Source organism: Microbacterium meiriae, from assembly GCF_032364335.1.
GTDB classification, from domain to species: Bacteria; Actinomycetota; Actinomycetes; order Actinomycetales; family Microbacteriaceae; genus Microbacterium; species Microbacterium meiriae.
In genome coordinates, this window is sequence record NZ_CP133984.1 from 463,097 (window position 1) to 478,231 (window position 15,135).

General features: G+C 71.4%; 8 protein-coding genes. 6 read left to right on the forward strand and 2 right to left on the reverse strand.

Features of this window, described 5'->3' with window-relative positions; translation table 11 throughout:
- Position 1: 1 nt before the first annotated feature.
- Together RI211_RS02125 and RI211_RS02130 are read right to left on the reverse strand one after the other, a co-directional pair.
- Positions 2-919, reverse strand: coding sequence for a pirin family protein (locus tag RI211_RS02125; RefSeq protein ID WP_315638085.1), 918 nt, complete (start codon positions 917-919; stop codon positions 2-4).
- Complete coding sequence (locus tag RI211_RS02130) at positions 916-1,284, reverse strand: GNAT family N-acetyltransferase (RefSeq protein ID WP_315638086.1); 369 nt, start codon at positions 1,282-1,284, stop codon at positions 916-918. The genes RI211_RS02125 and RI211_RS02130 overlap by 4 nt, the downstream gene beginning before the upstream one ends.
- Before the next feature lie 105 nt (positions 1,285-1,389).
- Between RI211_RS02130 and recQ the strand changes: the two genes are divergently transcribed.
- The 6 genes from recQ (at position 1,390) to RI211_RS02160 (ending at position 15,102) form a co-directional block, all read left to right on the forward strand.
- Positions 1,390-3,417, forward strand: coding sequence for a DNA helicase RecQ (gene recQ, locus RI211_RS02135; RefSeq protein ID WP_315638087.1), 2,028 nt, complete (start codon positions 1,390-1,392; stop codon positions 3,415-3,417).
- Between the two features lie 226 nt (positions 3,418-3,643).
- Complete coding sequence (locus RI211_RS02140) at positions 3,644-5,707, forward strand: acyl-CoA dehydrogenase family protein (protein WP_187663142.1); 2,064 nt, start codon at positions 3,644-3,646, stop codon at positions 5,705-5,707.
- Between the two features lie 97 nt (positions 5,708-5,804).
- The gene (locus RI211_RS02145) at positions 5,805-6,851 is read left to right on the forward strand and encodes an NAD(P)-dependent alcohol dehydrogenase (RefSeq protein ID WP_259952776.1); all 1,047 of its coding nucleotides are present in this window, start codon (positions 5,805-5,807) and stop codon (positions 6,849-6,851) included.
- Positions 6,852-7,350: 499 nt separating this feature from the next.
- Positions 7,351-7,920, forward strand: coding sequence for a DNA-3-methyladenine glycosylase I (locus RI211_RS02150; RefSeq protein ID WP_315638088.1), 570 nt, complete (start codon positions 7,351-7,353; stop codon positions 7,918-7,920).
- A gap of 130 nt (positions 7,921-8,050) precedes the next feature.
- On the forward strand, positions 8,051-9,184 hold the full coding sequence (locus RI211_RS02155; RefSeq protein WP_232089163.1) for a serine/threonine-protein kinase: 1,134 nt from the start codon (positions 8,051-8,053) through the stop codon (positions 9,182-9,184).
- Positions 9,184-15,102 carry an Ig-like domain-containing protein gene (locus RI211_RS02160; RefSeq protein WP_315638089.1) on the forward strand — a complete coding sequence of 1,973 codons (5,919 nt, stop codon included), beginning with the start codon at positions 9,184-9,186 and terminating at the stop codon, positions 15,100-15,102. The genes RI211_RS02155 and RI211_RS02160 overlap by 1 nt, the downstream gene beginning before the upstream one ends.
- The last annotated feature ends 33 nt before the right edge of the window (positions 15,103-15,135 follow it).

The following is a 15,135-nucleotide window of genomic DNA, read 5'->3' on the forward strand; positions in this document are numbered from 1 at the left end:
GTCAGAGGGTGCGGCTGCGCGGCATCAGGCGCACCGGAGGGAGCGGCGGCGCGGGGATGCGCTGGTCGTGCCCCTCGACGACGCCGAACCGGGGGGACGCGGCCTCCCAGTCCTCGCGGGCGGCGACGATCTCGTCGTGGGAGCGCCCGGCGAAGTTCCACCACATGACGATCTCGTCCTCGAACGGCTCACCCCCGAGGAGGAACAGCAAGCCGCCCTCACTGCTCGTCACCTCGACGCCGTCGCGGGAATCACCGAGATAGAGCATGTCGTTGCGGGTCATCGCGTGCTCTGGGACGGCGGCGTCGCCCTCGACGAGGAGCAGCGCGTGCTCCCACTCGGGCCGCAGCGGCAGGCGCACGGCGGTTCCAGCCGGCACGACGATCTCCGCCCCGACGATCGGTGTGTGCACGGTCGCCGGCGAGTGCACGCCCGCGAACTCGCCGAGCACGACCGTGGCCGTGGCGTCCGATCCGGTCGCGGACGGCAGCGTCGTCGTCGGCAGATCGGTGTGCCGCTCGAAGCCGCCGTCGCCGTGGCGCGCGGACTCCGGGAGAACGACCCAGAACTGCAGCGCGTCGAGCGGGACGGGGCCGTCACCGACGGAGTACTCCGAATGCGAGATGCCGTTGCCGGCGGTCATGAGGTTGAGCTGTCCGCGTCGGAGGTCGGCGTCGCTGCCCAGCGAATCGCGGTGCCGGATCTCCCCGACGAGCGGCCAGGTCACCGTCTGCAGACCGATGTGCGGGTGCGGCTCGACGCGCATCCGGGTCTCGGCCGGGCCGAACCGGTCGAGGAAGCACCACGCGCCGATGGTGGGGAGGTTGCGATGCGGCAGCACCCGGAGCACCTCCATGCCGCGCACGCCGCCGAGCGGCACCGCCCGGGGTTCGAGGACGAGGCGGCGCTGCCCGATCATTCCGCCCTGCCCGTGGGGTCCTCGTCCGCGCCGGCCGACTCCTCCTGCACCGGGGCGTCCGCCGTCGAGCCCGGACGCTGCGGCCAGCGGATCTCGGCGCCGGGCACCTCGTGCGTCTGGAGGTACTTCGCGATGTACGGGCACAGCGGCACGATCGCGTCGCCCGTCGACGCCACGTCGGTCAGTGCCGCCGCGGCGAGCTTCCCGGCCAGGCCCTGGCCCTGGAAAGCCGGGTCGATCTCGGTGTGCAGGAACCGGATCGCGCCGGGGCGGGTGTCGAACTCGGCGAACCCGGCCAGCACGTCATCGGAACGGATCTCGTAGCGGGAGGCCTCGTCGTTGCGGGTCACGGTGATGTCGGTCATCGGATGCTCCTTCCGGCGTCTGGAACCAACCTACGCCCGGGATCGAGGGTGCGGGCCTGTGGACGTCGCCGTGCCGCTGTCCGCCGGGGTGATTACGCTGGAGGGATGCCGCAGACTCCCCGTGATCCGTATGCCGGATGGATCCCCGAGCCGGACGCGGCATCCGACCAGCCCTGGGACGACGGATGGGAGCCGACCGAGCCGCCGGAGCCCATGGACTGGGAGCCGCAGGGCGCCGGCTTCGAGCCGCCGCTCGACTGGGGCCCGGGTCCGACGACCGCGGTGACCGCTGCGCCGGCTGTCCGCCGCGCCACGCCGAGCCGGTACCCGACGGCCCGCGAGGCATTGCACACCGTGTTCGGCTACGACGACTTCCGCGGCGACCAGGCGGCCATCGTCGAGCAGGTCATCGGCGGCGGCGACGCCGTCGTCCTGATGCCCACCGGCGGCGGCAAGAGCATCACGTACCAGGTGCCGGCACTCGTCCGCGAGGGCACCGGACTGGTCATCAGCCCGCTCATCGCGCTCATGCACGACCAGGTCGACGCGCTGCGCGCCAACGGCGTGAAGGCCGCGTACCTCAACTCCACCCAGTCCATCGAGGAGCGCCGCGAGGTCGAGCGCGCCTATGTCGCCGGGGAGCTCGACCTCCTCTACGTCGCCCCGGAGCGGCTGTCGGGCGCGCAGACGACCTCCCTCTTGCAGCGCGGCACGCTCAGTGTCATCGCCATCGACGAGGCCCACTGCGTGTCGCAGTGGGGTCACGACTTCCGGCCCGACTACCTCGCGCTCGGCGACCTCGGCGAGCGGTTCCCCGGCGTCCCGCGCATGGCCCTGACCGCGACCGCGACGCGGGCCACGCACCAGGAGCTCACCGAGCGTCTGCACCTCGACGCGGCGACGCACTTCGTCGCGAGCTTCGACCGCCCCAACATCCAGTACCGGATCGTCCCGAAGGTCGACCCGCGCAAGCAGCTCGTGCAGTTCATCCGGTCGCAGCCGGAGGGCGCGGCGGGCATCGTCTACGCGCTCAGCCGGAAGTCCGTCGAGCAGACGGCGACCTATCTCGCCGCGCAGGGTCTCGACGCGTTGCCGTACCACGCGGGCCTGCCCGCCGAGGTGCGGGCGGCGAACCAGTCGCGCTTCCTCCGCGAGGACGGCGTGGTGATGGTGGCGACGATCGCGTTCGGCATGGGCATCGACAAGCCCGACGTGCGCTTCGTCGCCCACATCGACCTGCCGAAGTCGGTCGAGGGGTACTACCAGGAGACCGGCCGCGCCGGCCGCGACGGCGAGCCGTCCGTGGCGTGGATGGCGTACGGGCTCGGCGACGTCGTTCAGCAGCGCCGTCTGATCGATCAGAGTCCCGGCGACCGCACGTTCAAGATGCGCATGGGGCAGCACCTCGACGCGATGCTGGCGCTGTGCGAGACGGTGGAGTGCCGCCGGCAGAACCTCCTCGGGTACTTCGGTCAGGACTCGCAGCCCTGCGGCAACTGCGACACGTGCCTCGACGACACGGCGACCTTCGACGGGCTCGTCCCCGCGCAGAAGCTGCTGTCCACCATCGTGCGCCTCAAGCGCGAGCGGAATCAGGCCTTCGGCGCGGGCCACCTCATCGACATCCTCCGCGGTGCCTCGACCGAGCGCATCCGCCAGCAGCGGCACGACGCCCTCGCGACCTACGGCATCGGCGCCGACCTCTCCGACCAGGACTGGCGGAGCGTGGTGCGCCAGCTCCTCGCCCGGGGCATCCTCGTCGCGCAGGGCGACTACGGCACGCTCGCGCCGGGGGAGGCGGCGGCCGGGGTGCTGCGCGGCGAGACCGCGGTGCCGCTCCGGAAAGACACGATCGGACGCCCGTCCTCGCCGTCCCGCGCCCGGAAGGCGAGTGCCGCCGACGCCCTCGACGCCGGAGACCGGGAGCTGTTCGAGGCGCTGCGGGCCTGGCGGGCCGAGACCGCCAGGGAACAGGGCGTCCCGGCGTACATCGTCTTCGGTGATGCCACGCTCCGTGCTCTCGCGGAGCATCGTCCCACGTCGCACGCCGACCTCGACGGCATCACCGGCATCGGTGCGAAGAAGCGCGAGGCCTACGGCGACGGCGTGCTCGCCGTCATCGCCGCCTCCTGACGTCGACCCACCCCCTTCCGTTCGAGCCACCCCTTTGCGGACGCCCGCAGGGGGCCGGGGCGCACGGAAGGGGGTGGGTCGACGGGCCGAACCTGTCGCGAGCCGACAACGACGGGCGCGGACGGGGCGGCGGGGGGTTGGAGGATGCGGACAGGGGACTTCGTGTCGTTTTGTCGCACACCTACCATGAGAGGCATCCACCTTCGTCTCTCCGAGAGGAACGCTCATGGTCGACGCCGCCGTCCGCCCTTCGACGACACCTGACCCGCGCGAGAGCGCGACCGCCCCGCGGATCGATGTCGCCCGCCTGAACGACGCCCTGATGGGCACCTGGGGCGACGTGCGCCGCCAGGCCCGCGAGATGATCAAGGATTCCGCATTCTGGCGGAAGGACGAGCTCGGCAAGGACGACCACCGCGAGCGGGTGCTCAGCCAGCTCCACCTCCTCGTCGACAACAAGGCCGTGCACCGCGCGTTCCCGAAGCGCTTCGGCGGCGAGGAGAACAACGGCGGCAACATCGCCGGATTCGAGGAGCTCGTGGCCGCCGACCCGAGCCTGCAGATCAAGTCGGGCGTGCAGTGGGGGCTCTTCGGCTCCGCGATCCTGCAGCTCGGCACGAAGGAGCACCACGACACCTGGCTCCCCGGCGTGATGGACCTGTCAATCCCCGGTGCGTTCGCGATGACCGAGATCGGGCACGGCTCGGACGTCGCCGCCGTCGGCACGACCGCGACGTACGACCCGGAGACGGAGGAGTTCGTCATCCACACGCCGTTCCGCGGCGCGACGAAGGAGTACCTCGGCAACGCCGCCCTGCACGGCATCGCCGCGACGGTCTTCGCTCAGCTCATCACGAACGGCGTCAACCACGGCGTGCACTGCTTCTACGTGCCGCTGCGCGGCGAGGACGGCGTCGACCTCCCCGGCATCGGCCGCGAGGACGACGGCCTCAAGGGCGGACTCAACGGCATCGACAACGGCCGTCTCTCCTTCGACCAGGTGCGCATCCCGCGCACGAACCTGCTCAACCGCTACGGCGACGTCGCCGCGGACGGCACCTACTCCAGCGCGATCGACAGCCCCGGCCGCCGCTTCTTCACGATGCTCGGCACCCTCGTGCAGGGACGCGTCTCGCTCGACGGCGCCGCCTCCTGGGCCTCCGCGCTCGGTCTGCACATCGCGATCACCTACGCCACGCAGCGTCGCCAGTTCGACGGTGCGGACGGGCAGGAGGTCGTGCTGATGGACTACGGCAAGCACCAGCGCCGTCTGCTCCCGCGCCTGGCCACCACGTACGCGCAGATCTTCGCGCACGACGAGTTCCTGCAGAAGTTCGACGGCGTCTTCTCCGGTCGCACCGACACCCCGGACGACCGGGAGGACCTGGAGACGCTCGCGGCGGCGCTCAAGCCGCTGTCGACCTGGCACGCGCTCGACACCCTGCAGGAGGCCCGCGAGGCGTGCGGCGGCGCCGGCTTCATGTTCGAGAACCGGCTCGTCGGGCTCCGTGCCGACCTCGACATCTACGTCACGTTCGAAGGCGACAACAACGTCCTGCTCCAGCTCGTGGGCAAGCGGCTGCTGACCGACTATGCGAAGCAGTTCCAGGGCAAGGACGCCGCGGCGCTCGCGCGCTACGCCGTGGGGATGACCGCCGGCAAGGTGTTCCACGGTGCCGGCCTCCGTCAGCTCGGTCAGGCGGTGACCGACTTCGGTCAGGTCGCCCGGTCGGTGGAGCGCGGGCTGCGCGAGGAGCAGCAGCACGACCTCCTCGCAGGCCGCGTGCAGCAGATGGTCGCCGACATCGCGACCCGGCTGCGCGCCGCCGGCAAGGACAAGGTGCTCGGGGCGCGGCTGTTCAACGAGAACCAGGCCGAGCTCATCGAGGCGGCCAGGGCGCACGCCGAGCTCCTGCAGTGGGAGGCCTTCACCGACGCCGTCCACGCGATGGACGACGCCGAGACGAAGAAGGTCATGACCTGGCTGCGCGACCTCTTCGGTCTGCAGCTCATCGAGAAGCACCTCGCCTGGCACCTCATCCACGGACGGCTGTCCACCCAGCGGGCCGCGGCGGTGTCAAGCTACATCGATCGGCTGTGTGCGCGGCTGCGTCCGTACGCGCTCGACCTCGTCGACGCGTTCGGGTACGAGCCCGAGCACGTGCGGGCGCCCATCGCGAGCGGTGCGGAGAAGCAGCGGCAGGACGAGGCCCGTGCGTACTACGCCGACCTCGAGGCCACCGGTCAGGCGCCCGTCCTGGAGAAGACGCTCAAGCGGCAGAAGCGCTGAGTGGCGTTCCCGGACGGCGCGGACACCCGGGCCGTCCGGACAGCGGATTCATCGACGGAGGCGGATAGTCTCGGCGAGTACCGACCCGAGGAGCATCATGTCGACCGTCACCGCCTACGCCGCCCCCGCCGAAGCCGCCCCGCTCGAGAAGACCGTCATCGAGCGTCGAGAGCTCGGCCCGCACGACATCCTCATCGACATCGCCTTCGCCGGCATCTGCCACTCCGACATCCACACCGTGCGCGGCGACTGGGGTCCGCAGCAGTACCCGCTCGCCCCGGGACACGAGATCACCGGAACGGTCGCCGCGGTGGGCGCCGAGGTCACGAAGCACGCCCTCGGCGACCGCGTCGGCGTCGGCTGCCTCGTGAACTCGTGCCGGGAGTGCGTGTACTGCCTCCGCGGCGACGAGCAGTTCTGCACGCAGGGCGCCGTCGGCACCTACGGGGCGGTCGACCGCGACGGAACGATCACCCAGGGCGGCTACTCGCAGCAGGTCGTCGTCACCGAGGACTTCGTGCTGCGCATCCCGGACGCCCTGCCCCTGGACGCGGCGGCTCCGCTGCTGTGCGCGGGCATCACCACGTACTCGCCGCTGCGGCATTGGAAGGTCGGCCCCGGCACGCGCGTCGCGGTGGTCGGACTCGGCGGCCTCGGTCACATGGGCGTTCAGATCGCACACGCCCTCGGCGCGGAGGTGACCGTGCTGTCGCAGACGCTCTCGAAGCAGGACGACGGCCTCCGCCTCGGCGCCGACCGCTACTTCGCGACGAGCGACCGGGAGACCTTCCGTGACCTGCGCGGCTCCTTCGACGTGATCCTCAACACCGTGAGCGCCGTCATCGACCTCCGCTCCTACCTCGGGCTGCTCGACGTGGACGGCACCATCGTGTGCGTGGGTGCTCCGGCGGAGGCCCTCGCCCTGAACGCGGGGTCGCTGATCGCCGGACGACGCTCCATCGCCGGCTCGAACATCGGTGGCATCAGGGAGACCCAGGAGATGCTCGACTTCTGCGCGGAGCACGGCATCACCGCGCAGATCGAGGTCATTCCCGCGTCGGCGATCAATGAGGCGTACGAGCGGGTCCTCGCCTCCGACGTCCGCTACCGCTTCGTCATCGACGCCGCCACCTTCGCCGACTGACCCCCGCCCGGTCCCGGGTCCGTCCGCTGACGGTCTCCGTCCGCTCCAGTACGGGATCAAAAGCGGGCCTCCGGCCCCTGCCTGAGGAGCGATTTCCGTCCCGGCCCCGGTCCCCGTGCCGTCCGGTCCGACGCGGAATCAAAAGCACGCCTCCGCGGCCTGCATAAGGAGCGACTTCCGTCCCGCGACCGTCGAGTCCCTGGGGCCGGGACGGAAAAGTCTCCGGATGAGGACCGCGCACGTACAGTTCTGATCCCGCGCTGCTCTCGTGAAGGTCCCGCGCGCCCCCTGCGGAGAACTGCCTCCGCGCTCGGTGCGGGATGGGAAAGGGGCCGCAGGGTTGTTCCGGGAGGGCCTTTTCGATCCCGCGTTGGAGGAGTGCGTCGTGGCGGGATGGGGAACGGGCCGGGGGAGGCGGGGGAGGGGCGGAATTGAACTCGCACGAGGGGACGCGGGACGGGGCGGGTGGGGCGTCGGTGGGGGCGGATACGGTGAGGGGATGACCTCCCTCCTCCTGGGGCCGGACTCCCGTGCGCGCTGCGCGTGGGTCGGCGACGACGCAGAATACCGCCGGTACCACGACGAGGAGTGGGGAACGCCGCTGCACGGGGACCGGGCGCTGTTCGAGAAGATGGCGCTGGAGGGTTTCCAGGCGGGACTGTCGTGGATCACGATCCTCCGCAAGCGTCCGCGGTTCCGGGAGGTGTTCGCGGGCTTCGTGCCGGAGGCGGTGGCGGCGTTCGACGACGCCGACGTGGAACGGCTGATGGCCGACACCGGCATCATCCGCAACCGCGCCAAGATCCTCGCGACGATCGGCAACGCTCGGATCGTGCAGTCGATGGCCGACGGCGAGCTCGATGCGCTGATGTGGTCGTTCGCCCCGCCGGCGACCGGAACGCGGCCACGGTCGTTCTCCGAGGTCCCCGCGGTCACACTGGAGTCGACCGCACTGAGCACGGAGCTGCGCCGGCGCGGGTTCCGCTTCGTCGGCCCGACGACGATGTACGCCCTCATGCAGTCGGCGGGCATGGTGGACGACCACATCGAGGGGTGCTGGAAGGCCTGACGTCTCGCCGGAAAAGAGCGCGGGGCCACGGTCCCTCGCCCGATATACTCGGCACATCGGGGGATCTCCCGGCGCACGACGCCGGGTGGCTGCAGGCGCGCGGTCTCCCATCAGACCGTGAGGAGCAGGAGTGGCAACGCGCATGGCCGCGACACCGCCGACGCTGGCGGGGTACAGCTACGTGCGTCCACTCGGGTCCGGCGGGTTCGCCGACGTGTTCCTCTACGAACAGGACATGCCGCGTCGCGTCGTCGCCGTCAAGGTCCTGCTCGCGGATGCCGTGAACCCCGAGGTGCTGCAGACCTTCAACGTGGAAGCCGACATCTCGGCGCGACTGAGCGCCCACCCGTCGATCGTCACGATCTACCAGGCGTCCATCTCGGCGGACGGGCGGCCGTACTTCGCGATGGAGTACTGCCCCGACACGATGAGCGCGCGGTACAAGAAGGCCCCGCTCCCGCTCGCCGAGGTGCTGGACATCGGCGTGCGCATGGCCGGCGCGCTGGAGACCGTGCACAGGGCCGGGCTGCTGCACCGCGACATCAAGCCGTCGAACGTGCTCATCAACTCACTCGGCGCGCCCGTGCTGGCCGACTTCGGCATCGCAGCCGCCGTCATCGAGGAGGGTGAGGGCGAGACCATCGCGATGTCCGTGCCCTGGAGCTCCCCCGAGGTCCTCCAGGAGCGCGTGTCCGGGTCCATCCCCAGCGAGGTCTGGAGCCTCGGCGCGACGCTCTACACGCTGCTCGCCGGCCGCAGCCCGTTCGAGCGCGCCGACCGCGGCTCGAACTCCCGCGATCAGCTCACGGACCGCATCATCAAGGCGCGGTACACGGCGGTGCCCGTCCCCGGCATCCCGCCGATCATCGACGACCTCTTCGCGAGCGCCATGCATCGCGACCCGGCGAAGCGGCCGGCGAGCATGGCGGAGTTCGCGGAGAAGCTGCGCTGGGCGCAGTACGAGCTCGGCATCTCGCCGACGGCCTTCGAGGCGGCGTCGGCGGAGTGGGCTGCAGCCGCGCCGGTGAACTTCTCGGACGCGACCGTCCGCGGTCCCGTCATCACCACGGTCGCGCCCGACTCCCGGAGAGCCGCGCGTGCGGCCCGTCCGCAGGTGGCACCCCGCGAGCGGGACGACGTCCCGGCGAGCACGCGCGGCCGGACCCGGTCGCCCCTGGTCGTCGGCATCGTCGGCGCGGTGATCGGCGCGGCCGCCATCGCGGGGATCGGCACCGCGGCCCTGTTCCTCACGGGGATCCTCTGATGGCGGCAGGCAACCGCACCGGCGCCGATGCCACGACCCCACCCCGGGGCAGGCTGATCGCGCTGATCTCGGGGATCCTCGCGCTCGTGGTCGTCGTGGCACTCGCGGTGACGGCGCAGGGGTATCAGTCCCAGGAGGTGCCGCGCCTCGAGCCGGCCGTCTGGGTCATGCGCGACAGCGGACAGTACGCGCGCGTCAACACCGAGCTCGCCGAGATCGACACGGTCCGCGACGTCGACGACCCCGAGGCGGTGTGGCAGAGCGGCTCCAGTACGGTGCTGTTCGCCCAGGGGAACCGTCAGCGGTGGGACGTCGATGCGGCCAGCCCCGCCGATCTGCTCTCCGACAGCTCGGAGGAGGGCACGCCGCTCGCCTCGCAGCCGACGCCCGCCGGGACGCGCGACGTCCTCTCCGCCGGGGTCTACGTGGCCTACCGGACCGACACCGGGCAGGTGTCCGTGTCGACTCTGGCCGCCGGGGCGGGGACAGCGCTCGTCGACCCGTTCGCGGAGGTCGAGGTCGAGGAGGGGGAGGACCCGCCGACCTACACCGCCGACGCGATCGGGCTCTCCCCGGACGGCCTGCTCGTCCTCTACTCCGCGGACGAGGGAGCTGTCCGCCGTTTCGACATCGACGAGCACCGCTTCCTCGGGGATGAGTCTCCGGTGGCCGATGCGCCCGAGGCGGGTGAGGGTCTGGCGATCGCGGTCGTCGGCGAGCGCTGGGCGATGCTGCAGCCGGGGTCGGGGGAGCTGTGGCTCTCCGGACGTGATGAGGTCGTCGCCCTGGACGTCGCCGAGGACGCACGCCTGCAGCGCGGGGCCGCCGAGGGCGATGCGGTGCTCGTCGCCGATTCCGACGGCCTCGTGTCCGTTGACCTCTCGTCCGGCGAGTCCGATCGCGTGGCGGAGGCGTCCGGCGTCCCCGCCGCACCGGTCTCCGTCCGCGGGGAGACCTACGCGGCCTGGCTCGACAGCGGCGGCGGGACGCTCTGGAGCGCGGGGGAGACCACCCCGCTGCAGGTCCCTGACGAGACGCTCGACGCGGCCGCCATCGAGCCGGTCTTCCAGGGGAACGGCGACCGCGCGGTGCTCGTCGAGACCGGGACGGGGCTCATCTGGACCGCTCCGGACGGCGTGCTGATCCCGCTCGAGCAGTGGAAGATCGAGGACGACACGGAGCAGCAGGAGGGCACCATCGTCGTCGAGGACGTGGCGGAGCAGCTGCCGCCGGTCGCGGTCGACGACGCGTTCGGCGTGCGCGCGGGGGAGCAGGTCATCCTGCCCGTCCTGCTGAACGATCACGATCCGAACAAGAAGGACGTCCTGACGATCGACCCCGAGTCGGTCTCGGCAGGACTCAGCGACCCTGCGTTCGGGGACCTCGCGCTCGTGGCGAACGGGCAGTCCCTGGTCGTCGATGTGAAGGCGGGCTCCGGCCAGGCGAGCTTCACCTACGCCGTGACGGACGGCGCGGCCGTCTCGCCGCCGGCGACCGTGACGCTGACGGTCGTCGATCCCGGCGTCAACTCGGCCCCGGTCTGGTGTGGCGTCGAGGCCTGCACGCAGGACTGGCCCGCGCCGCAGATCCTGGCCGGCGGCAGCACGATCGTCTCGGCGCTCTCCGGCTGGGTGGACCCCGAGGGCGATGCGTTCATCCTGAGCGACGCCTACGAGACGGACTCCTCGGCGCCGGTGATGGTGGCGCCGACGGACGACGGCCGGGTCGCGATCCGGCACACCGATCCGAACGCCGCGGACGCCGTGATCCCGATCACGGTCGTGGTGCAGGACGTGCACGGTGCGACCGCGGAGAAGACCCTCGAGGTCCAGGTCAGTGGCAGTCCCGCGCTCCAGGCATCGGCTGTCGCGGTGACCGCGCGCGTCGGCGAGCGGCAGTCCATCCGGATCTCCGATCACCTGTCCGGAGGCTCCGGGTCGTATCGCCTCCTGGACGCCGTCCAGACCGCCGCGACCGCGCAGGGCTTCGAGGTCACCCCGAACGCGGCCGCGGGCACCGTGGAGCTGACCGCGGCGAAGCCGGGCCAGTACGTGGTGACCTACACCGTGCAGGACGTCACGACCCAAGCCGAGCAGTCCGCCGTCATCCGCATCACGGCGGTCGACGGCTCCGCGGCGCTCGCCATGGCACCCCTGACCGCGTTCGTGCGCGAGGGTGAGGACACGACCGTCGATGTGCTCCGCGCCGTGCAGAACACCAGCGGACGCGTGCTGCTGCTGTCCGACGCCGTGAGCTCCACACCGCAGCTCAACGTCCGCGTGGTCGGCAACGAGAGCCTGCGGGTGAACGGCACGACCGAGGACGGAGAGCCCGGTCTGATCGGCACGGCCACCGTCACGGTCGCGGATGGCGCGGGCGGGGCGGTGCAGGGCACGGTGAGCGTGTTCCTCACCCCGCCGTCCACCGTCACCCGCCCGATCGTCTTCCCGGACGCGGTGACGGTGCGCGCCGGTTCGCTCACGCGCATCGAGGTCGCCGCGAACGACGTCGCGCCACGCGGGGAGCCGCTCCTCGTGCTCCCGGAGGTGACGGGATCCGGCGAGCCGGACGAGCTCGTGTTCGCCGACCGCAACGCTCTGCGGTACCTGGCACCGAAGACGCCCGGCACCTACCGGCTGACGTATTCGGTCTCGCTCGAACGGAACCCGTCGCTGTCCGACGACGGCGTCGTGACGGTCACGGTCGTCCCGCCCGGAACCAACCGCGCTCCCACACCGATCACCCTCACCGGTCGCGTCCTCAGCGGCCAGACGGTCACCGTCCCCGTGCCCACGACCGGGATGGACGGCGACGGGGACCGCGTGGTCCTCTCCGGCGTCGATCAGCCGAAGAAGGGCGGCGGCACGGCGACCATCTCGGCGAACGGCGAGGCGATCGTGTACCGGGCGCCGGCAGGCGGAGTGGACGGCGGACAGGTGTCGTTCCGCTACACCGTGCGGGATCCGCAGGGCGAGGAGGGCAGCGGCGCTGTCCGCATCGGCGTCCTCGACGCGGATGTCGACGACGCCGCTCCGGTGACGTTCAGCGATTACGTCCGCGTCGAGGCAGGATCCCGCACACCGGTCGTGCTGGACCCGCGCTCGAACGACCTCGACCCTGCGCAGAGCGAGCTCGAGATCACCGCGCTCGTGCCGAACGCGCCCCCCGTCAAGGGCAATCCGCTGTACGAGCGGCTGAACGCGCTGATCGATTCGGACACCTCCCTGAAGGACGGCCGCGTCGTGCTGCGCGCCGGGGAGACGGCGGGGACGAACTCGTACTTCTACACCGTGAGATCGACGCGGACCGGGAGCACGGCGCAGGGCCTCATCGTGTTGACCGTCACCGAGGGCACGGTCGCCGATCAGCCGGTCATCGCGGACACCGTGCTCACGGCGCGCGACCGTGACGATCTCGCGGACGGCGGTGTCGATGTCGTGACGGACCGGGTGCGGTGGCCGTCCGGCGACGTCTCGTCCCTGCGCCTGAGCCTGTGGGGTGAACAGTCCGGATACACGGTGCGGGGCAACCGGATCATCGGGGAGGCGCCGAAGGAGGGCGCGCTGGTCCCCTTCCAGCTCACCGGCACCGCCGCGGGCGGACGGGACGTGGCCGCCTACGGCTTCCTGCGGATCCCGGCGTTCGACGATATGCAGGTCCAGCTCGTCCCCGGCGCGACACCGGTCGTCGTCGACGAGGACGCGTCCGTGTCGTTCGCGGTGCAGGACTACCTCGATCTGCCGTCGTCGGATGCCGTGGAGATCGGCTCCGGCGCCTTCACTGCTCAGCGGGCCGCAGCGTCGTGCGCGGCCGACGGTCCGCGCAAGGCGGAGTACCGCGCCGGTCGCGAGGCGCCATGGTCGGACACCTGCCTGATCCCGGTGCGCCTGGAAGGTCAGAAGCGCTGGTCCTTCGTCGACGTGCCGGTCAGCATCCGTCCCTCGGAGCCCCAGCTGCTGCTCTCCTCGATCTCGCACACGATCGCCCCAGGGGCCACCGAGAGCGTCGACCTCTACGCCAACATGGCCGCCTGGGAAGGCGGACGCGAGGGCAACGCGGGCTCCCTCGAGTACCGGATCGTGTACTCGGGGTCGGCGTTCGTCGTCACGCAGAGCGGGGCGAAGCTGACGATCGAGGCGCGCGCCGATGCACGACCCGGCAACACCGAGAACGTCAGCGTGACGGTGCCGCAGTACGGTCAGCCGTCGGCCTCCGTGCGCCTGGTCGTCGGCGCGGCCCCGCCCGACGCTCCACGGGGGGCCACCTTCACGAAGCAGTGCGTCGTCACCAGCGCCAACTGCTCGATCGACGTCGTCGACGTGGCCGGCGAGTACGATCCCTTCGACGGCAAGCCGGGCTCCGGCTTGCGGCTCATGTCGCTCGGGGCAGGCGCGCGCTGCGACGTCGCCTCCATCTCGACGACCGGCACCAAGACGATCACGGCGAGCTGGCCCCGCGGCGGCCAGGCTCCGGGAGGACAGTGCGTGATCCCGTTCGTCGTGGCCGACGCCCAGGGGCGGACCGGCACGGGAACCCTCACGCTCGACCTGCAGGGCTTCCCGCAGGCGCCGGCGAGCGTGACCACCGTGGGCTTCACCCGCTCGACCGTCGTGCTGGAGGTGCCGCTCGGGGAGGCGCGGCGCGCCCACCCCGGGGTGTCCGGCGTGACCATCCTTCAGGACGGGGCCGCAGCCAACGCCTCCTGCAGTCCGGCCGGTGCCGTGTACCGCTGCACGGTCAGCGGTCTGACCAACGGCGCCCCGCACACCTTCACGGCGGCCGCGGTCAACGCCGTCGGCACATCGGCGTCCACCTCGCCGCACACGAGCTGGGCCTACGCGGCTCCGGTCGTCGCGAACGCGACGGCCACGCCGGAGTATCGACCGGGTGTCTCGGACCGCGGGCGCGGGGCGGTCAGGGTCTCGATCGACGCCGCCGACGACGCCGTCTCGTTCCGGATCGAGGAGACGGGCGAGGTCATCAACCGCACGGGGGCGACCACCACCGCCGACATCGCGCTGTCGCCGGGAGCGCAGACCCTCACGATCGTCCCGATCAGCCAGTTCCAGCCGCCGACCGGCGGCGGGAACGAGGGTGGTGGCTTCCGCACGTCCGTGACGGTCGCCGGCTCCGTGTACTTCGACCCGGCGGCGACACAGGCGACCGCGGTCTCCAACACGGCGGTGAACGTCTCCGGCATCGCCGCGCAGGCCAACGGCAGCGCCAAGGGCGTCCAGGTCACCTATGTGGCGTGGCGGTCCGGCAACGTCAGCTGCACCGCGAACGGGGACGGCTCGCTGTCGGTCTCCGGCGGAGAGGTGCGCTCCGAGTCCCCCTCTCTGCAGGGGTTGCGGCCGTACCAGCTGTACTACGTCAAGGCGTGCGCGTCGAACGGCTACGGTGTGGCGGAGTCGTCCCCCACGAGCGTCTTCACGTTCACGTTCGTCGACGGCCCCGGTGGCGACACCACCTACACGGTCGCGAAGGACCCGCGGCGCGACGGGAACCGCTACGACTACGGCCTGGCCTCGGCGCCGCGCATCGACGTGGAGAACGGCTTCGTGCCGCAGTACTACCTCTACGGGCAGTGGGTCGGCGACTTCGCGCTCACCCCGGATTCGTCCCCGGGTCAGGTCCGCGCACGCGCCTGCCATGCCACGCAGACCGGCTCCTGCTCCGGAGAGGTGAACATCACCGCGACGACCGCACCGACCGTCGTCAACGCCGTGTTCCAGCCCTGCATGCCCGTCGTCGAGGGTGATGTCGTGACGGTGTCCGGCGCGGCACGCGGCTCGTACATCCTCGAGGTGACGCCCCTGGTCGACACCCCCGGCACCTTCGACGTGAAGCTCACGTGGACCGGCGCCTTCGCCACCCTGACCCCCATCACGCATCGCGTCACGGGCCTGTGCCCCTGATCGCCGAGCACACCGACACGAATACTCTTTCCC